This window comes from Ruegeria alba (genome assembly GCF_022321465.1).
In the GTDB taxonomy this organism is placed as follows: Bacteria; Pseudomonadota; Alphaproteobacteria; order Rhodobacterales; family Rhodobacteraceae; genus Ruegeria_B; species Ruegeria_B alba.
The window spans coordinates 220,478-237,949 of record NZ_JAKOEM010000002.1; the positions used below are offsets into that span (position 1 = coordinate 220,478).

20 protein-coding genes are annotated in these 17,472 nt (G+C 61.8%); 4 read left to right on the forward strand and 16 right to left on the reverse strand.

Going from position 1 to position 17,472, the window contains the following annotated elements; genetic code table 11:
• Positions 1–48 precede the first annotated feature (48 nt).
• The 14 genes from MB818_RS04780 to MB818_RS04845 form a co-directional block, all read right to left on the reverse strand.
• Positions 49–894, reverse strand: a complete 846-nt coding sequence (locus MB818_RS04780) for an urea carboxylase-associated family protein (RefSeq protein WP_238904159.1) — start codon at positions 892–894, stop codon at positions 49–51.
• Between the two features lie 80 nt (positions 895–974).
• A complete protein-coding gene (locus MB818_RS04785) occupies positions 975–2,150 on the reverse strand; it encodes a type III PLP-dependent enzyme (RefSeq protein WP_238904161.1) in 1,176 nt (391 codons plus the stop codon).
• Between the two features lie 420 nt (positions 2,151–2,570).
• Positions 2,571–2,723: a hypothetical protein gene (locus MB818_RS04790; RefSeq protein WP_238904163.1), complete on the reverse strand. Its 153-nt coding sequence runs from the start codon at positions 2,721–2,723 to the stop codon at positions 2,571–2,573.
• A gap of 181 nt (positions 2,724–2,904) precedes the next feature.
• Positions 2,905–3,684 carry a succinate dehydrogenase iron-sulfur subunit gene (locus tag MB818_RS04795; RefSeq protein WP_234216092.1) on the reverse strand — a complete coding sequence of 260 codons (780 nt, stop codon included), beginning with the start codon at positions 3,682–3,684 and terminating at the stop codon, positions 2,905–2,907.
• Positions 3,685–3,715: 31 nt separating this feature from the next.
• Positions 3,716–4,315: a sulfotransferase gene (locus MB818_RS04800; RefSeq protein ID WP_234165622.1), complete on the reverse strand. Its 600-nt coding sequence runs from the start codon at positions 4,313–4,315 to the stop codon at positions 3,716–3,718.
• A 124-nt stretch (positions 4,316–4,439) separates the two neighbouring features.
• Positions 4,440–6,245, reverse strand: coding sequence for a succinate dehydrogenase flavoprotein subunit (sdhA, locus tag MB818_RS04805; protein WP_238904165.1), 1,806 nt, complete (start codon positions 6,243–6,245; stop codon positions 4,440–4,442).
• Positions 6,246–6,261: 16 nt separating this feature from the next.
• Complete coding sequence (gene sdhD, locus MB818_RS04810; RefSeq protein WP_011046120.1) at positions 6,262–6,633, reverse strand: succinate dehydrogenase, hydrophobic membrane anchor protein; 372 nt, start codon at positions 6,631–6,633, stop codon at positions 6,262–6,264.
• 12 nt (positions 6,634–6,645) lie between these two features.
• Entirely contained in the window at positions 6,646–7,032 is a 387-nt protein-coding gene (sdhC, locus tag MB818_RS04815; RefSeq protein ID WP_234165621.1) for a succinate dehydrogenase, cytochrome b556 subunit, read from the reverse strand.
• Between the two features lie 218 nt (positions 7,033–7,250).
• A complete protein-coding gene (locus MB818_RS04820; RefSeq protein ID WP_234165620.1) occupies positions 7,251–7,910 on the reverse strand; it encodes a DUF1194 domain-containing protein in 660 nt (219 codons plus the stop codon).
• A 105-nt stretch (positions 7,911–8,015) separates the two neighbouring features.
• Positions 8,016–8,462, reverse strand: coding sequence for a DoxX family protein (locus tag MB818_RS04825; protein ID WP_234165619.1), 447 nt, complete (start codon positions 8,460–8,462; stop codon positions 8,016–8,018).
• A 127-nt stretch (positions 8,463–8,589) separates the two neighbouring features.
• Positions 8,590–9,618 (reverse strand): MaoC family dehydratase, encoded by a 1,029-nt coding sequence (locus MB818_RS04830; RefSeq protein WP_234216093.1) that lies wholly within the window; start codon positions 9,616–9,618, stop codon positions 8,590–8,592.
• Positions 9,618–9,824 carry a DUF1737 domain-containing protein gene (locus MB818_RS04835; RefSeq protein WP_234216094.1) on the reverse strand — a complete coding sequence of 69 codons (207 nt, stop codon included), beginning with the start codon at positions 9,822–9,824 and terminating at the stop codon, positions 9,618–9,620. The genes MB818_RS04830 and MB818_RS04835 overlap by 1 nt, the downstream gene beginning before the upstream one ends.
• A gap of 12 nt (positions 9,825–9,836) precedes the next feature.
• A complete protein-coding gene (locus MB818_RS04840) occupies positions 9,837–10,391 on the reverse strand; it encodes an NnrU family protein (protein ID WP_234171139.1) in 555 nt (184 codons plus the stop codon).
• Between the two features lie 6 nt (positions 10,392–10,397).
• Entirely contained in the window at positions 10,398–11,255 is an 858-nt protein-coding gene (locus tag MB818_RS04845; RefSeq protein WP_234184475.1) for an HpcH/HpaI aldolase/citrate lyase family protein, read from the reverse strand.
• 311 nt (positions 11,256–11,566) lie between these two features.
• Between MB818_RS04845 and MB818_RS04850 the strand changes: the two genes are divergently transcribed.
• The gene (locus MB818_RS04850) at positions 11,567–11,881 is read left to right on the forward strand and encodes a hypothetical protein (RefSeq protein ID WP_011046112.1); all 315 of its coding nucleotides are present in this window, start codon (positions 11,567–11,569) and stop codon (positions 11,879–11,881) included.
• Between the two features lie 82 nt (positions 11,882–11,963).
• Here MB818_RS04850 and MB818_RS04855 read toward each other — a convergent pair whose 3' ends face one another.
• Positions 11,964–12,719, reverse strand: a complete 756-nt coding sequence (locus MB818_RS04855) for a sulfite exporter TauE/SafE family protein (protein ID WP_238904167.1) — start codon at positions 12,717–12,719, stop codon at positions 11,964–11,966.
• Between the two features lie 162 nt (positions 12,720–12,881).
• Between MB818_RS04855 and mdh the strand changes: the two genes are divergently transcribed.
• Positions 12,882–13,844 (forward strand): malate dehydrogenase, encoded by a 963-nt coding sequence (gene mdh, locus MB818_RS04860; protein ID WP_234137245.1) that lies wholly within the window; start codon positions 12,882–12,884, stop codon positions 13,842–13,844.
• Positions 13,845–13,894: 50 nt separating this feature from the next.
• Here mdh and MB818_RS04865 read toward each other — a convergent pair whose 3' ends face one another.
• Positions 13,895–14,980, reverse strand: a complete 1,086-nt coding sequence (locus tag MB818_RS04865; protein WP_234219691.1) for a glycosyltransferase family 2 protein — start codon at positions 14,978–14,980, stop codon at positions 13,895–13,897.
• A 314-nt stretch (positions 14,981–15,294) separates the two neighbouring features.
• Between MB818_RS04865 and sucC the strand changes: the two genes are divergently transcribed.
• Positions 15,295–16,488 carry an ADP-forming succinate--CoA ligase subunit beta gene (sucC, locus tag MB818_RS04870; protein WP_234137243.1) on the forward strand — a complete coding sequence of 398 codons (1,194 nt, stop codon included), beginning with the start codon at positions 15,295–15,297 and terminating at the stop codon, positions 16,486–16,488.
• An 89-nt stretch (positions 16,489–16,577) separates the two neighbouring features.
• Complete coding sequence (sucD, locus tag MB818_RS04875) at positions 16,578–17,462, forward strand: succinate--CoA ligase subunit alpha (RefSeq protein ID WP_234216097.1); 885 nt, start codon at positions 16,578–16,580, stop codon at positions 17,460–17,462.
• Positions 17,463–17,472: the final 10 nt, after the last annotated feature.

A 17,472-nucleotide genomic window follows, 5' to 3' on the forward strand; every position in this document is an offset into this window, starting at 1 on the left:
CGTTTTTCCTGCGCTCATCCCGCCCTGTCGGGCTGTTTTCGCACAAGCCTATCGCCCGTGGCTACGATCATAGCCATTGACCGACGGACTGGTCCAGTCGCCAAGCGCGCCCTCTGCTGGCGTGAAGATCTCTACCAGGAGCGGGTGACAGGTTGCCGTGTCCGAGGAATGCTCGGACGAACAATCGCCGCCGGGACAGGCGCTGAGATTGCCCAACAGGTCGATCTCGGCAAAGAATTCCAGATAATCCCCCGGTCGCACCGGCGAAGCCTTCATGAAATACTGCCCTGTATCGCGGGTGAAGCCGGTACACATGAACACGTTCAGAACGTCATGTACCAGCATCTCGGCATCGTGCAGCGGTAGCCCGGTATGGTCGGCCAGGGCGCGCGTCAGGTTCGAATGGCAGCAATGATGGTAGTGGTCGCCGGCCAGCAAATTGCCGGTATAGGGATCGCAGCGGGTGCCGATCACATCATGGACAGAACCACCAAATTGGTCGATCCCGTACCAGCCCAGGGTATCTTCGATGATCGTCGCCATCGGTCGCAGGTAGGGCAGATTCGACCACAACCGTTCACCGGTGGTAACGTGGGTACCGTGCAGGGCGCGTGTCTTGCCCGAGAAGAACCGCTCGCTCAGGTCATGCAGGTTGTGCAGGTTCAAGTCCCCCACCTGCGGCCCCTCGACGGAGCTGATGCGAAAGACCTGACCCGCCTTGACCTCGAAGCACCGCCCCTCGCGCGGCGGGACCAGCACCTCGTCCGTCTTGCGGGCAGACGCGCGCGCGGCGCGATAGAGATCCAGGTCGGGGCGAGGAAGACTGTCGTTGGGATAACAGATCACCGGCTTTACGGCGCGGCGAGCATCGGCATCGGCGGGGGCATCGGTCATCGGGCGGTCACCTGTCTGTTTGCCACCCCATAAAGCCGTCGGAACGGAGACGGCGCAAGACCGTCTCCGACAGCAGTGTCTCAGATCGCGACAACGTCAAGCGGTGGGAAACCGTTGAAACCGACGCTGGCATAGGTCGAGGTATAGGCTCCGCAGTTGCGGATCACGATGCGGTCGCCATCGCGCAGGCCCAGCGGCAGATGCACCATCTTCTTTTCATAGAGAACATCAGCACTGTCGCAGGAGGGACCGGCAAGAATACAGGGACCGGTCGGCTCGTGCTCGCGCTCGGTGAGGAACTGATAGCGGATCGCCTCGTCCATGGTTTCGGCCAGACCCGAGAACTTGCCGATATCCAGGTAAACCCAGCGGTGCAGGTCATTGGTGGATTTGCGCGAGACCAGCAGCACCTCGGCAGCAATCGCACCGGCTTCGGCCACCATGCCGCGGCCCGGCTCGGCCATGATCTGGGGCACGTCGCCGAACCGTTCGCTGATCAGTCGGATCACCTCGGCGGCGTAGAGTTCGGGCGCATCGACCTCCTGACCATAGAAGGCCGGGAAACCACCGCCGATATTGAGCAGGCTCAGTTCATGCCCTGCGGCGCTGGCGGCATGCCAGACAGCGGCCACCTGATCCAGCACCGGCACCCACATCTCGGCTCGCCGGGTTTGCGAGCCGACGTGGAAGGACAGGCCAACCGGGTCGAGGCCGACAGAGCGCGCGTAGTCGAGGACAGCGATGGCCTTGTCCGGCGCACAGCCGAATTTCCGGCTGAGCGGCCAGTCGGCCTCACAGGCCTCGACGATCATGCGGACATAGACCTGCGCGCCCGGCGCATGGGCTGCGATCTTGTTCAATTCGTCTTCCGCATCCGCGGCAAACAGAGTGATCCCCGCCGCATGCGCCCAGACTATATCGGCCGGTTTCTTGACCGTGTTGCCAAAGGAAATGCGGTCAGCCGAGGCCCCGGCGGCCAAGCACAGCTCGATCTCGGCGCGCGAGGCGGCGTCGAAATTGCTGCCCAAGCGGGCCAGCGTCGACAGGATTTCCGGCAGCGGGTTCGCCTTGACCGCGTAGTGGATACGCGCGCGGCCAAGCCCTTGGGCCAGCGCGGCGAACTGGCGGGCGACGGCTTGGGTGTCGATCACCAGCGTCGGGCGATCGAAACGGTTGGACAGGATAAAGGTTTCGGCGCGGGACAGAGTCGCGCTTTCACAGGCCAGGGGCCCGGTTACAACTGCGTTCAAGGTCATCTCCAACAGACGCGGCAAAGCCGTGCGGCAAAAGTGGAGACGTTACCGTCGCTGCGTAACCATAGGGTGCGTCCCTTACGACAGAGGCGCGTGCGTTGGCGTCTTGAATCGCGATATCGTTCTAATGATGAGTCGTTTCAAGAGGAATTTCCAAAGCACGCAAATTTCTTCCTAGTCGGCTCTATTTGCTGTTTCAACGCAACAGGTTGGTGGCTTATCCACAGACCCCGAAACCTGACCTCCGCAATAGGCGCAAGTCCAGATTTCGCGATTTCGGTCAAACCGCCAGCGGCAGTTTCGGGTCAGAGTGGTGCTGCGGGCGCGCCAGAAGAAATAGGCGAAGACAACCAACGCCAAAAACAGAAGAAGGACGGGCATGACCCCGTCCTATCTTGTCAGTACCGCTTAGGCAATCTGCCCTCAGGCGGCATTGGCATATTGGAAGAGGTCGGGTTGCTCTTCCTTTGCAATCATGACTGGTTCGGGCACGTAGTAAGCCCAAGCCTGGTTAAGCAGGTCCAGCGCCTCTTGCGCGGGGATATGGGGTCTGGCGGGTTTGTTCGCGGTGTTCATGGGCGTAATCCTTTGCATCAGATTTGGCCCCTCCCTGCCGATCAAGCTAAGCGCAAAGCACAGCGGATGCATCGGACAGTTGTGCAGACTGGCCATGCAGAAAGGGCAACACTTAATAGATCACCAAAAAAATTCGTGCCCGCCAAAGGAGGGCCCGCTGTTACCATGGGTATTGAACCGATCAGACCGTGCGTTCGACCATCATTTTCTTGATCTCGGCAATCGCCTTGGCCGGGTTCAGCCCCTTGGGGCAGGTCTTGGCGCAGTTCATGATCGTGTGACAGCGGTACAGCTTGAACGGGTCTTCGAGGTTGTCCAGGCGTTCGCCCGTGGCCTCGTCCCGGCTGTCGATGATCCAGCGGTAGGCGTGCAGCAGCGCGGCGGGCCCCAGATAGCGGTCGCCGTTCCACCAATAGCTGGGGCACGAGGTCGAGCAACTCGCGCACATCACACATTCATAAAGGCCATCCAGCTTCTTGCGATCCTCGATGGATTGCTTCCACTCCTTGGCCGGGCGGTTGGTCTTGGTCTCCAGCCAGGGCATGATCGAGGCGTGCTGAGCATAGAAATGTGTGAGATCCGGGATCAGGTCCTTGACCACCGGCATATGCGGCAGCGGATAGATTTTCACGTCGCCCTTGATCTCGTCCATGCCGTAAATGCAGGCCAGCGTGTTGATCCCGTCGATGTTCATCGCACAGGATCCGCAGATCCCTTCGCGGCAGGACCGGCGGAAGGTCAGCGTCGCATCGACCTTGTTCTTGATATAGATGAGTGCGTCCAGAACCATCGGCCCGCAATCGCCCATATCGACGAAATAGGTATCGACGCGCGGGTTCTGCCCATCGTCCGGATTCCAGCGATAGATCTGGAACTTGCGCAGATTGGTCGCGCCGTCCGGCTTGGGCCAGGTCTTGCCGGTGGTGATCCGGGAATTCTTGGGCAGGGTCAGTTGAACCATGTCAATCCTCCATTCGGCACTGGGCCGCCATTCAGCCTGTTTTGACCCGCTTGGGGGCCTTTTGATTGTAATGCCCCCAATGGGCGAGGTTTACGTCGAAATCCGGCGCGAGCCAATTGACCACGGCTCGCGGATCATCGCGGTCGATGTCGAAATACATGAATTGGGGGTTGCCCGCGAAATAACCCATGACCTCGGCATGATGTACGTCGTACATCTGCGCCCAACCCGACTTGACCTCGTCTTCGTCCTGGCCGTTGGCTTTGCAGCAGCGCTCCAAATAGGAGCCATCGGCATGTTGTGCCCTAGAGGCAAGCCAATCATCCTTGTCGCGGGTATTCAGCAGGAAATAAGCGTCGGGATACGCCTGATGCAGTTCGCGAAATAAGCGTGCGCAGTCCAGCATCATCCGGTGGCTGACAAACGCCATATCAGTAAAGGCACGCACCTCCCCGAAACCGTCCAGCGGTTTTCGACCCATCGCGATATTGGTCATCATCCTGAGGGCGATATTCTTGCCTTTACCATCCTGCCAGTGCACCGCCGGAATGCCGCTGTTTTGAAACAGCTTGTAGAATGTGGTGGTGGCGCACCGGTTGAGACCAATCAGGATGATCTTTGGGTCAGTCATCACAGCTCCCTTCGACTGCGCACAGCGATGACGGCCCGAAAACGGGCCGGGCCATAGTGGCAGGATATGAGCGCGGTGTCGGCCATGGGAACGGAGGACCGCCAAAGCGGTCCCTACCTCCTGTCTAGAAAGTCCGCGCCTTGGGCGCGATTTTCTTCAGGCTGATGCCACCCTGCTCTTCGGTGGTGAGCGGGTCGGTGATCACCGGGCGATAGCTCAGATCGACCTTGTTGCCCTCCACGCGCGACACGGTGTGAACGCGCCAGTTTTCGTCGTCGCGGGTCGGGAAATCCTCATGCGCATGGGCGCCACGGCTTTCCTTGCGCGCTTCGGCACCGACGATGGTGGCCAGCGCGCTGGGCATCAGGTTGGTCAGTTCCAGCGTTTCCATCAGGTCGCTGTTCCAGACCAGGCTGCGGTCGGTGACGCTCAGATCGTCCATCTTGGCCGCGATCGCGGTCATCTTTTCGACGCCCTCGGCCATGGTCTTGGCGGTGCGGAACACGGCGGCGTCGGCCTGCATGGTCTTCTGCATCTCCAGCCGCAACTCGGCGGTGGCGACATTGCCCTTGGCGTTGCGCAGCCCGTCGAACCGGTCAAACGCCTTTTCAACCGAGGCGAGGTTCAGCACCGGGTTCGGCGCCGCGGGGTCCACCACCTTGCCAGCGCGAATGGCCGAGGCACGGCCAAACACAACAAGGTCAATCAGCGAGTTCGAGCCGAGGCGATTGGCCCCATGCACCGAGGCGCAACCGGCCTCGCCCACGGCCATCAGGCCGGGCACGACGGCGGTCGGGTTGTCGGCGGTGGGGTTCAGCACCTCACCCCAATAGTTGGTCGGGATGCCGCCCATGTTGTAATGCACGGTGGGCAGAACCGGGATCGGTTCCTTGGTCACGTCGACGCCCGCAAAGATCTTGGCGCTTTCCGAGATGCCCGGCAGGCGTTCGGCCAGCGCCTCGGCCGGCAGGTGGCTCAGGTTCAGGTGAATGTGATCGCCATCCTTGCCCACGCCACGGCCTTCGCGGATTTCCATGGTCATCGAGCGGCTCACATAGTCGCGCGGCGCCAGGTCCTTGTACTGGGGCGCATAACGCTCCATGAACCGTTCGCCTTCGGAGTTTGTGAGGTACCCGCCCTCGCCGCGCGCGCCCTCGGTGATCAGGCAGCCCGAGCCGTAGATGCCGGTGGGGTGGAACTGAACGAATTCCATGTCCTGCAACGCCAGGCCGGCACGTGCCACCATGCCGCCACCGTCGCCGGTGCAGGTATGGGCCGAGGTTGCGCTGAAATAGGCGCGGCCATAACCGCCGGTTGCCAGCACCACCATCTTGGCGTTGAAAACGTGGAAGGTGCCGTCATCCAGCTTCCAGCAGACCACGCCCTGACACTGCCCATCTTCAGACATGATCAGGTCGATGGCGAAATACTCGATATAGAATTCCGCGTTGTTCTTGAGGCTCTGACCATAGAGCGTATGCAGGATCGCGTGGCCGGTCCGGTCCGCCGCTGCACAGGTGCGCTGCACGGGCGGGCCTTCGCCGAACTCGGTGGTGTGGCCGCCAAACGGGCGCTGATAGATCTTGCCCTCTTCGGTGCGCGAGAAGGGAACGCCATAGTGCTCCAGCTCGTACACCGCCTTGGGGGCTTCCCGCGCGAGGTATTCCATTGCGTCGGTATCGCCCAGCCAGTCCGACCCCTTGACGGTGTCGTACATGTGCCACTGCCAGTGGTCGGGCCCCATGTTCGACAACGACGCGGCAATCCCGCCCTGCGCGGCGACAGTGTGCGAGCGGGTCGGGAACACCTTGGTCACACAAGCGGTGCGCAGGCCTTGTTCGGCCATGCCCAGCGTGGCCCGCAGACCGGCACCGCCGGCGCCGACCACGACCACATCATATTCATGCGTTTCGTATTCGTAAGCAGCCATTGAAAAAGCTCCGGTCTTAAAGGGCGATGCGGGCGATGGCGAAAAGGCCGGTCGCAGCAGCGGCATAGGAAAGGCAGATCACCAGGATGATCAGGATTTTCTGCATCAGGCCATGCACGTAATCCTCGATCAGCACCTGGGCGCCGTCGGCGAAGTGTTTGAAACCGACGACCAGTGTCAGGGCGGCGACGATGGCCGGGAAGGGGCGCGAGAAATAGTCCAGCACCGCCTGGTGTGGCTCACCCAGCATCGGGCCAAAGGTAAAGACGAACAGCGGGATCAGGATCAGCAGGGCCACCGAGCTGACCTTCATCGCCCAGAAATGGGCGGTGCCCGTCTTGGCCGAGCCCATGCCAACGGCGCGTTTGCGGTCTGTGAGATAGCGCATCTTTGGCCTCCGTTACGCGATGACCAGAAGGGTCAGGATGGTGAGGACGACAGACCCGACCACAACGGCCCAGCCCAGTTTCTCGGCTGTCGGAAGGTCAAGGCCCAGCGCGTTGTCCCAGATCAGGTGCCGGATACCGGCCAGCGTGTGATACCACAGCCCCCAAAGCGACAGCGCCATCACCAGATCCCCGATCAGCGAGGTGACCACTGCATCGGCGACAGCGAAATACTCGGGCGAGGTCGCGGCGGCCAGGAACCACCAGACGATCAGCAACGCCGCAAGCAACAGCGCATTGCCCGTGATCCGCGTCAGGATCGAGGTGATCGAGGTCAGCTGCGGTCGATAGATCGAAAGATGCGGCGAAAGCGGGCGGTTACCCCGATTGACATCGGCCATGATGGCTCCTTTCCGTTGGCTGCGCTTGGTTTTACCTCTTTTTTGCGTCCTGTCACGCGCCGCAACTGCAAAAGGGCGCGGTTTTTTGGCACGCATGGCAAGATTTGCCCCTTTGTGATCACGGTGATCTAGCGTGTGATCACATTATTCTCCGTATTCTCCGCATGTGAGCGTTAGCATAGCAGGTCGGATGTGATCACGAATCTCTCACCGGCACCTCAGTCCAATGCCGCAGTCTGCTGCGTGACCTCGCGCAGCAGCTTTTTGCGGATGCGCGCGGGATAGTCAGCGAAACCATTGGCAGTCTCGACAAAGGCCCCCTCGCCCACGATGACGTTTTCATAGAAATAGGCGGTCAGGTCCGGTTCACTCTGCTCTATGGCAATCGCGTTCACCGTAATCCCCAGCGCACGCAGGTCGCGATGCACCGCCAGCGGCTCGATCCCCTCGTTCGAAGGGCCATCGCCGGAGACGTCGATCAAATGGCGGGAACATTCGGGAACCTGGGAAAAGGCGGCCATGGTAATTTCCAGCGCCTCGCCGATTGCAGTGGAATAATTACGCCAGACACGCGGATCGGCAGCGACCCGGTCGGCAAACCGGTCCAGCGCGTCGAAATTGCTGGCTTGGGTCCAGGGGATGGTCACCCGCTGGCGGGCAGCGCCGGTCCATTGCACCAACATCAGCTGCGCCTCCGCCCGCACCAGCGCCTCGGACACCACCGGATCGCGCAGCGCATGAGCAAGCCCGTCCATCTGAGTACGGTACTCGCCTTCATCGACGGATCCGGAAACGTCCACGGCCAAGGCCAAGGCCAGATCACAAGCCGCGACGGGGCCAGAGATCGAAAACGCTAACGTCGAAAGCAAAACTCGCATGGCAAACAGGCTACAACAGGCAGAGCAACCTGTCGTGTGATAATGGAGCCATACCCAATTTCTATCACCAGCGCCCAGCGCCATGAGATTGCAGGTCTTGTGGCCTCAAGCGTTGTTCCCTCTGAAAACAAAGAACAACGCAACGGCGATCAGTGTAACCTGAAACTCCATCCCACCATAAGGATGTGTTTCACTCGGCGCAAAGCTCCACTGCCCCCAATGCACCACCGATATAGCCCCGACCAGAATCACGATTGCCAGCAGCCCCGCAAGCCTTGTCAGCATGTCGCCCAATTGATTGCTTGAAACACCCCCCAAGGCCAGAAATGCGGGGACTGCGAACTCCACGGAGGCAACCATGCTCATCGTCCCGACCGACAAACCGAACGCCTCAGCTGCATTCGGAATCTGCGTTGCTTTGTTTGCACCGTGGAACAGGAACGTTGCCGACAACGCGAATCGTAGAAGCCAATGCGCAGCTGGCGCATCCATGGAAAACGTGGCTCCTAGGTTTTTTCTTTGAAAATCATATTCCTTGTAACGCTCTGTCACGGGTCGAATCCTTTCGATTGCGAGTCCGTCAACTTCAAGTCTGGAGTATAGCAAAAACGCGATCCATTGACACGGACCGCGCTATGTTTCTTCCAAGACGCCGCTTCGATCGCGTCGGAGGTCGCCTTCAGACCGGCATCAGTGCCCAATAGTCTAGGTCAAGCAAAACGTCAGACCTATATTTCCCTGCGGGGTCGCGCAACTCGAACGGCGCGCCGCCTTTGGTGGCCACCAATCGCAGACGCAACGCTCCGACGCCGGGCGCTGTCGTATCGGCCTTGTCCAGCACCTCGGTCCAGGCCTTAATCGTGTCGCCGGCAAAGCAGGGATTGGCATGCGCCCCGCCGTTCAGCCCGACGACCATCTGCGCATTGGCCAGCCCGTTGAAACTCAGCGCGCGCGCCATCGAGATCACGTGCCCGCCGTAGATCAACCGCCCATCGGGGCGGAAGGTCAGGTCGAAATGCACCTTGGCGGTGTTCTGCCACAGGCGGGTGGCCAGCATATGCTCGGCCTCTTCCACAGTGACACCATCCACATGGTCGATGGTTTCGCCAACGGCATAATCATCCCAACGATGCGGCTCGCCCGCCAGTGCAAAGTCGTAGGCCGAGAAATCCAGCCCGTCGGGCACCACCAGATCGGTTGGCGCCAACGCCTTTTTCAGTTCGGGCACCACTGTTTCGGGCGCAGGCGCATCCAGGTCGCGTTTGCGCACCATCACCCAACGGACATATTCCATCACGGTCTCGTCACGCTGGTTCAAGCCGCGCGTGCGGACATAGACCACCCCGGTCTTGCCGTTGGAGTTCTGTTTGAGCCCGATCACCTCGGAAACCGAGCGCAGCGTATCGCCCGCATAAACCGGCTTCAGCCAGCGGCCTTCGGCATAGCCGAGATTGGCCACCGCGTTCAGCGACACATCCGGGACCGTCTTGCCGAAGACCACATGAAACGCCGCCAGATCGTCGATCGGGCTGCCCGGCAAGCCGCACGCCTGCGCAAACGCATCCGAGGAGTAGAGCGCATGCCGCGCGGGATAGAGCGCATGATAGAGCGCGCGCTCGCCATTGGTCACGGTGCGCGGCACCGCGTGATGCAGGGTCTGGCCGACAGTGTAGTCTTCGAAGAAGCGGCCCGGATTGGTCTTTGCCATCATTGTTGTCCCAGTTTCATGTCAGGGGAATAGTCGGCCGGAACATCCTTGGTCACAGCCTGCGCACAGCGCATGATGCCGTTCGCCGCGTCATAGGCATAGGCGGGGGAGCCATAAAGCTCCCACCCCTTGGCCAGCGCATCGGAAACCTTGTGGCAGAAGGCGGAGGTATCCTCCTCGGTCAGGAGGCGATAGAGCTTGGCCATGATCGCGCGTCCTTATGCCGGGAAGGGCCAGGGGCCGACCAGCCCGTGAATATACCCAATAACCGCCATCAGCACGACCGAGGCGACCAGGAACATCGCATCCTTGCCCAGCGTGCCGGGTTCGCCCGGGCTCCACTCGGGTTCAGCGGCGTTGATCGCGGCGACCTCGACAATGCCCCAGACGAATAGTCCGCCGAACAGGATAATCGACGCCAGATCTCCGTTCACCAACAGGTGCGCCGCCGCCCATGCGCGAAAACCAGCCAATTGCGGATGGCGCATCTTGTTGAGCAGCTTGCCCTTGGTTCCGGCCGGGCTCATCATCCAGATCGCAACCAGCACCAACAGGTTGTTGGCATGGGTCAGATAGGCGGGCGGCGCCCAGACATGCACATAGGGCGTCATCCTGAACCCGATCACCATCAGCACGACCGAGCCCAGCAACACCAGCGCCACCTTGCCCTTGCCGCGATCGCCCATTGCGGCGCGCTGCGCAGGCCGAACCCGCTTGAACAGATGCGCGGCCCACCAGAGTGCCACACCAAGGATCAGAAGAACGAAGCCCATGAGAGTTTATCCCGCTTGCAAAGCCAATATCGCCTCTGCTTTTGCCAGAGTTTCACGGGCGGTGGCAACGTGCAGGTTTTCCACGATCTTGCCATCCACCACGGCAACGCCCTGCCCGCTGGCCTCGACCTCGGCAAAGGCGGCGATCTGGCGCCGGGCAAGGTCGATCTCGGCCTCGGACGGGGCAAAGGCCGCGTTGGCAATATCCACCTGCGCCGGATGGATCAGCGTCTTGCCGTCAAACCCCATGTCGCGGCCCTGCGCGCATTCGGCCGCCAGCCCCTCGTCATCCTTGAACGCGTTATAGACGCCGTCGATGGCGATGAGCCCCTCGGCCTTGGCCGCCAGCAGGCACAGGCCCAGCGAGGTCATCATCGGCAGACGGTCGGCCCGAAAGCGGGTCTGCAACTCCTTTGCCAGGTCGTTGGTGCCCATCACGAACCCGGTCAGCAGTGGATGCGCGGCGATCTGCGCGGCGTTCAGCATGCCACGCGGGGTTTCCATCATCGCCCAGATCGGCAGGTCGCCGGTGATCGCGGCCAGCGCATCCACATCCGCCGCGCTGCCCACCTTGGGCAACAGCACCACGTCGGTATCCATCTCGCGCACCGCCTCGGCGTCGGCCCGGCCCCAGGGCGTGTCCAGCCCGTTGATCCGCACGATCTTGACCCGCGCGCCATAACCGCCCTGCGCCAGTGCCGCCTTCAACGTCTCGCGGGCGTTGTCCTTTTCATCGGCGGCGACCGCATCCTCAAGGTCAAAGATGATCGCATCCACCGGCAGGCTGCGCGCCTTGTCCAACGCCCGCTCCTTGGAGCCGGGGATATAGAGGACGGAACGATAGGGGCGCTGGCGCGGATCCATGTCAGATCTCCCAAGAGAAATATTGTTGCGCGGAGAGGTGCATTTTTTGCCGGAATGTTCAAGGCAAAAAACGCCGCAATGCAGCATCAACCTTGCGCAACGGGCTGGCGCGCGCCGGATTAACCGGTTTTCAGCACCTTTTCGGCAGGGTTTTCGTATCGGAACAGGGCATGCGGGTCCTTGGGGCAGGCCACCGGGCAAGACGGGCCGAGACATGTTCTGCCATGACCACCGGCAACGGGCGGTGCGGCTGACCGGGAATACCGGCAGGCCTGGGCGCATCGCGGCTGCCCCGGAAAAGGGGACGACCCATGAAGACGATGATGATCAAGATGACGATGGGCCTGGGCCTGATGGCGCTGGCCGCCGGCCAGCTTCAGGCGCAGGGCAACAACTGCGCGCCGCGCCAGATGGTGCTGGATCAACTGGCGCAGAAATATGGCGAAGCGCGGCGCGGTATCGGACTGGTTCAGCAGGGCTCAGTGATGGAGGTCTTTGCTTCGGACGAGACCGGAACCTGGACCATCACGGTGACCCTGCCCAATGGCATGACCTGCATGGTGGCCAGCGGCCAGTCTTATGAGGCGCTGGCCGAGGCACTGCCGACCAGCGGCAACGACGCCTGAAACGGGTTGCGCGCCGGTCCGATGTGCCCCCGTCCCTCGTGGGGGCCTTGCGGATCGGATCGGCGCGCCACTTTGACCCGGCTCAGTTGAACGCATCCCAAATCAGCTTGATCCCGGTGAGTGTCAGCATGACATGGGCCAGCGCAAAAAAGGCCCGTTCCGGCACCAGGTGATGGGCCTTGACGCCCAGCCACGCCCCGAGCAGGGCAAAGGGTGCCAGCAAGAGACCCGCTCGCGCGGTGTCGAGCGTGAACATTCCCAGCCACGCATAGGGAATGAACTTTGCGATGTTGAGCGCCCAGAAGGTCAACACCGTGGTGGCCTGAAACTCGGTCTTTCCCAGCCTTTGAGACAGCAGATAGACTGCCGCCGGCGGCCCGCCCGCATGGCTGACAAAGCTGGTGAACCCGGCCACCGTCCCCGCCAGCAACCCAGCCATCGGAGGCAGGCGCGAGGCGAATTCGCGCACCCAACCGCGCCCGCGCGCCATCTGCCAAGCCACAAACGCCAGAGAAATTCCCCCGATCAGCAGGCGCAACAGATCAGCATCGGTCGCGCGATAGAGCAGCGCTCCCAGCGCCACACCGGGCAACCCACCCAGGATCAGCAACCGGGCATCCGGCCAACTCCATCTGCGCCAATAGGGCTTCAACGTCGCCAGGTCGATCAGCATCAACAAGGGTAGCATCAGCGCCAGCGCCTGCCCGGGATCGAGATAGACCGCCAGAATCGAGGCAGAGGCAAAGGCCACACCCGAGCCGAAGCCGCCCTTGGAAATACCCGCAAAGATCACCGCTGGAATGGTCACCGCGAAAAAGCCGATATCCGGTTCCAGCACGCGCCAATTCCCCCTAACCTGCTACATCACAACACTTTTAGCGCAATCACCCGCTTTCGGACAGGGGGAATGCGCCGTGATGCCGCGTCGCAGAACACTTGCGCGACGCCGCTTTACGCACTAGCACAGCGACGATTTTCAACCGGACCGGAGATACTCCAAATGGCCAGACCCAAGATCGCGCTCATCGGCGCAGGTCAGATCGGCGGCACGCTCGCCCACCTCGTCGCGCTGAAGGAACTGGGCGATGTTGTCCTGTTCGACATCGCCGAAGGCACGCCCGAGGGCAAGGCGCTCGACATCGCGGAATCCGGCCCCTCGGAAGGGTTCGACGCCAAGCTCAAGGGCACCCAGTCCTATGCCGATATCGCGGGCGCCGATGTCTGCATCGTCACCGCCGGTGTGCCGCGCAAGCCGGGCATGAGCCGCGACGACCTGCTGGGCATCAACCTCAAGGTCATGAAATCGGTCGGCGAAGGCATCCGCGATAACGCGCCTGACGCCTTCGTCATCTGCATCACCAACCCGCTCGACGCGATGGTCTGGGCGCTGCAACAGTTCTCGGGCCTGCCCGCGAACAAGGTCTGCGGCATGGCAGGCGTGCTCGACTCGGCCCGTTTCCGCCACTTCCTGGCCGAAGAATTCAACGTGTCGATGAAGGACGTCACCGCATTCGTGCTGGGCGGCCATGGCGACACCATGGTGCCGTCGGTCCGCTACTCGACCGTTGCCGGCATTCCGCTGCCGGACCTGGTCAAGATGGGCTGGACCAGCCAGGAGAAGCTGGACGCCATCGTGCAGCGTACCCGTGACGGCGGCGCCGAAATCGTTGGCCTGCTGAAAACCGGTTCGGCCTATTACGCGCCCGCCACCAGCGCCATCGAAATGGCCGAAGCCTATCTGAAGGACCAGAAACGCGTTCTGCCCTGCGCCGCGCATTGCAACGGCGAACTGGGCGTCAAGGGCATGTATGTAGGTGTGCCCACCGTGATCGGCGCCGGCGGGATCGAGCGCATCATCGACGTGACGCTGACGAAGGAAGAACAGGAGATGTTCGACAACTCGGTCAACGCGGTCAAAGGCCTGGTCGAAGCCTGCAAGGGCATCGATAACTCTCTGGCCTGATCCCCGGCGATGCAAGCTTCAAGGCCGGTCCCCATTGGGGCCGGCCTTTTTCATGCCTGTTTCCGATCGGCTTCTGCAAAATGCAGGCGATAGAGCCGTCGCCACCTGATCCGGTGTCGGTCGAAATCCGGGATGTCGAACTCCAGCCCCTCGTCAAAGCTGGCTCGTGATAGGTCGGCGGGTTGCCCCAGCGCGCGAAGGGCGGCGCCCGGATCGATCCGCGAGCGTCGCAACAAGCCGATCGCCTCCAACCGCTCCAGATCGCTCAGAGGCAGGGCCTTGAGTTGCTGATGAAGCTGCAACAGGGCAAACATGTCCCCCCTGTTCTCGTCGACATAGGCAATCTGCGCCTGTCGAGCGGGTGCAAGCCCTGCATGAGCGGCCGCCCCTCCGCCCCGGTCTGTCCAACCGCGCAAAAGCTTCATGATCCAATGGAACCCTGTCAGCCCGTCGAAATGCAGAATTCGCGCATTGACGGCAGGCCAGAGCAGTAACCTGTCGTGGCCCGCCGGCGCGCGAGGCGAGTGAATGCCCGGCCACAGCTTGCGACCGGTCCGAACCGCCGATTTCCCCTGCGAATGCGCGACAATTCCCCGATGCAGAAAGGGCTGGATCGCCGGATCGAGCATATCGGCCTGCTCCGGCCAGCCCCGGAGCAACGGTGCGCGCATGTAGCCGTCGAACAAGTTCTCCTGGGGTTCTGCTGCATCGAAGACTCGTTCGAGATTGGGCAGGTGCAGGAAATCCACCGTTTCGGGCAGCCCGCCCAGGATCCGGACCAAAGGCAGATCGGTTTCCAGAAACTCGTCCGCATCCAGATGCAGCAGCCAATCGGCCTCTGCCCGCAAATAGGACCGGCTTGCGTTGCGGATCTGACGCTTTTCATTGGTCGCCGGGCGCGGGCCGCCAAGTTCGTCCTGCCAATAGCTGTGGTCGCACAGTGTGACCCGGCACCCCGAAATGCCCGCCAATGCCGATTGCAGCGCCGGATCCGGCGCATCGAGGTAAAGCTCGACATATTTTGCGCCGAGCGAAAGGTGATGCGCGACAAAGGCAAGAACCAGCACCGCCGGTTCGCGGCAGGTGGTCACCACCGCCCAACTGGCTTGCCCGTCTCCACCCTCTCGAAAATACATTCCTGCTCTCGCTACGCTCTCTGACGGCGCGGGACCCACGCTATCGGCCACCCTGGTCCAGATCAACCACCAGCCCGCCGAGCCGTTAGCGCAAAAGCCGCAAAACCCCGCTACAAAGCCGTTTTTCCCTGCAGTCGCAAACAGCGAATCACAAACGTTCGCAAGGTTTCGCATATGTGATCACAGCCAGAAACCGTGTGATCACAAACGTGCAAAATCTTCACGATATTTCCCGTCCGCGTCAAATAACCCTTTAAAAATGGCCGCTAGACCACCCTATATCGGGTCAATCGCAGTCAGACGGGACAGATGCAATGAACATCCATGAATATCAGGCAAAGGCCCTTCTGCGCAGCTATGGCGCGCCGGTTTCGGACGGCCGCGTGGTGCTGCGTGCAGAAGACGCCAAGACCGCCGCAGGCGAACTCGATGGCCCGCTATGGGTCGTCAAGGCGCAGATTCACGCGGGCGGCCGTGGCAAGGGCAAGTTCAAAGAGGCCGATGCCGGTGAAAAGGGCGGTGTCCGTCTGACCAAATCGGTCGAAGAGGCCGCCGAGGAAGCCAAGAAGATGCTGGGCCGCACCCTGGTCACCCACCAGACCGGCCCGGCAGGCAAGCAGGTCAACCGCATCTATATCGAGGCCGGATCGGGCATCGAACGGGAACTGTACCTGGCCCTTCTGGTCGACCGTCAGACCAGCCGCATCTCGTTTGTCTGCTCCACCGAGGGCGGCATGGACATCGAAGAGGTCGCCGCCAGCACGCCCGAGAAGATCCTGTCCTTCAGCGTCGACCCGGTGACCGGCTACCAGCCCTATCATGGCCGCCGCATCGCGTTTTCGCTCGGCCTTTCCGGCCCGCAGGTGAAACAATGCGTCTCGCTGATGGGTCTCCTCTACAAGGCCTTCGTCGAGAAGGACATGGAGATGCTGGAAATCAACCCGCTGATCGTGGCCGAGGGTGGCAGCCTCAAGGTGCTGGACGCCAAAGTCGGCTTTGACGGCAACGCGATCTACCGCCACTCGGACATCGCCGAACTGCGCGACACCACCGAGGAGGATCCCAAGGAACTGGAAGCCTCCAAGTACGACCTGAACTACATCGCACTGGATGGCGAGATCGGTTGCATGGTCAACGGCGCCGGTCTGGCGATGGCAACCATGGACATCATCAAGCTCTACGGTGCCGAGCCCGCCAACTTCCTCGACGTCGGCGGCGGCGCCACCAAGGAGAAGGTGACCGAAGCGTTCAAGATCATCACTTCGGACCCCAACGTCAAAGGCATCCTCGTGAACATCTTCGGCGGTATCATGCGCTGTGACGTGATCGCCGAGGGCGTGGTCGCCGCGGTCAAGGAAGTGGGCCTTCAGGTTCCGCTGGTCGTCCGTCTCGAAGGCACCAATGTCGAGAAAGGCAAGGAGATCATCAACACCTCCGGCCTGAACGTCATCGCCGCCGACAACCTGTCGGATGGTGCCGAGAAGATCGTGAAAGCGGTCAAGGGCTGAACGTAGGGTGGGCGGCCCGCCCACCATCCCTCAATGAATGGTGGGCAAGTCTGCCCACCCTACGACAGATTTCAAAGGAGAACGCCAAGATGGCAGTCCTCATCGACGAAAATACCAAGGTCATCTGCCAGGGCTTCACCGGCTCGCAGGGCACCTTTCATTCGGAACAGGCCATCGCGTATGGCACCAAGATGGTCGGCGGGGTCACCCCCGGCAAGGGTGGCCAGACCCACCTGAACCTGCCCGTCTTCAACTCGGTGCACGAGGCCAAGGCCGTGACCGAGGCCAATGCAACCGTGATCTATGTGCCGCCCCCCTTTGCCGCCGACTCGATCCTCGAGGCAATCGACGCCCAGATGGAGGTGATCGTCTGCATCACCGAAGGCATCCCGGTACTCGACATGATGAAGGTCAAGCGCGCCCTCGAAGGCTCGTCCTCGCGCCTCATCGGCCCCAACTGCCCCGGTGTCATCACGCCCGATGCCTGCAAGATCGGCATCATGCCCGGCCATATCCACAAGCGCGGCAGCGTCGGCGTGGTGTCCCGTTCGGGCACCCTGACCTATGAGGCGGTGAAACAGACCTCGGATATCGGTCTGGGCCAGTCCACCGCCGTGGGCATCGGCGGCGACCCGATCAAGGGGACCGAACATATCGACGTGCTGGAATGGTTCCTGGCCGACGATGAAACCGAAAGCATCATCATGATCGGCGAGATCGGCGGCAGCGCCGAGGAAGAGGCCGCCCAGTTCCTGAAAGACGAGGCCAAGAAGGGCCGCAAGAAGCCGGTCGCCGGTTTCATCGCGGGCCGCACCGCGCCTCCGGGCCGCCGCATGGGCCACGCGGGCGCCATCGTCGCCGGCGGCAAGGGCGGCGCCGAGGACAAGATCGAAGCCATGCGCTCGGCCGGGATCGTCGTAGCCGACAGCCCGGCAACCCTGGGCGAGGCCGTTCTGGCGGCCATCGGCAAGTAACCGGCCTGCC

Bases quoted from the DNA above. Each gene is read 5' to 3' on its own strand.
- MB818_RS04780 (WP_238904159.1), bottom strand. From the start codon at position 894: ATGACCGATGCCCCCGCCGATGCCGATGCTCGCCGCGCCGTAAAGCCG.
- MB818_RS04785 (WP_238904161.1), bottom strand. From the start codon at position 2,150: ATGACCTTGAACGCAGTTGTAACCGGGCCCCTGGCCTGTGAAAGCGCG.
- MB818_RS04790 (WP_238904163.1), bottom strand. From the start codon at position 2,723: ATGAACACCGCGAACAAACCCGCCAGACCCCATATCCCCGCGCAAGAG.
- MB818_RS04795 (WP_234216092.1), bottom strand. From the start codon at position 3,684: ATGGTTCAACTGACCCTGCCCAAGAATTCCCGGATCACCACCGGCAAG.
- MB818_RS04800 (WP_234165622.1), bottom strand. From the start codon at position 4,315: ATGACTGACCCAAAGATCATCCTGATTGGTCTCAACCGGTGCGCCACC.
- sdhA (WP_238904165.1), bottom strand. From the start codon at position 6,245: ATGGCTGCTTACGAATACGAAACGCATGAATATGATGTGGTCGTGGTC.
- sdhD (WP_011046120.1), bottom strand. From the start codon at position 6,633: ATGCGCTATCTCACAGACCGCAAACGCGCCGTTGGCATGGGCTCGGCC.
- sdhC (WP_234165621.1), bottom strand. From the start codon at position 7,032: ATGGCCGATGTCAATCGGGGTAACCGCCCGCTTTCGCCGCATCTTTCG.
- MB818_RS04820 (WP_234165620.1), bottom strand. From the start codon at position 7,910: ATGCGAGTTTTGCTTTCGACGTTAGCGTTTTCGATCTCTGGCCCCGTC.
- MB818_RS04830 (WP_234216093.1), bottom strand. From the start codon at position 9,618: ATGGCAAAGACCAATCCGGGCCGCTTCTTCGAAGACTACACTGTCGGC.
- MB818_RS04835 (WP_234216094.1), bottom strand. From the start codon at position 9,824: ATGGCCAAGCTCTATCGCCTCCTGACCGAGGAGGATACCTCCGCCTTC.
- MB818_RS04840 (WP_234171139.1), bottom strand. From the start codon at position 10,391: ATGGGCTTCGTTCTTCTGATCCTTGGTGTGGCACTCTGGTGGGCCGCG.
- MB818_RS04845 (WP_234184475.1), bottom strand. From the start codon at position 11,255: ATGGATCCGCGCCAGCGCCCCTATCGTTCCGTCCTCTATATCCCCGGC.
- MB818_RS04850 (WP_011046112.1), top strand. From the start codon at position 11,567: ATGAAGACGATGATGATCAAGATGACGATGGGCCTGGGCCTGATGGCG.
- mdh (WP_234137245.1), top strand. From the start codon at position 12,882: ATGGCCAGACCCAAGATCGCGCTCATCGGCGCAGGTCAGATCGGCGGC.
- MB818_RS04865 (WP_234219691.1), bottom strand. From the start codon at position 14,980: ATGTATTTTCGAGAGGGTGGAGACGGGCAAGCCAGTTGGGCGGTGGTG.
- sucC (WP_234137243.1), top strand. From the start codon at position 15,295: ATGAACATCCATGAATATCAGGCAAAGGCCCTTCTGCGCAGCTATGGC.
- sucD (WP_234216097.1), top strand. From the start codon at position 16,578: ATGGCAGTCCTCATCGACGAAAATACCAAGGTCATCTGCCAGGGCTTC.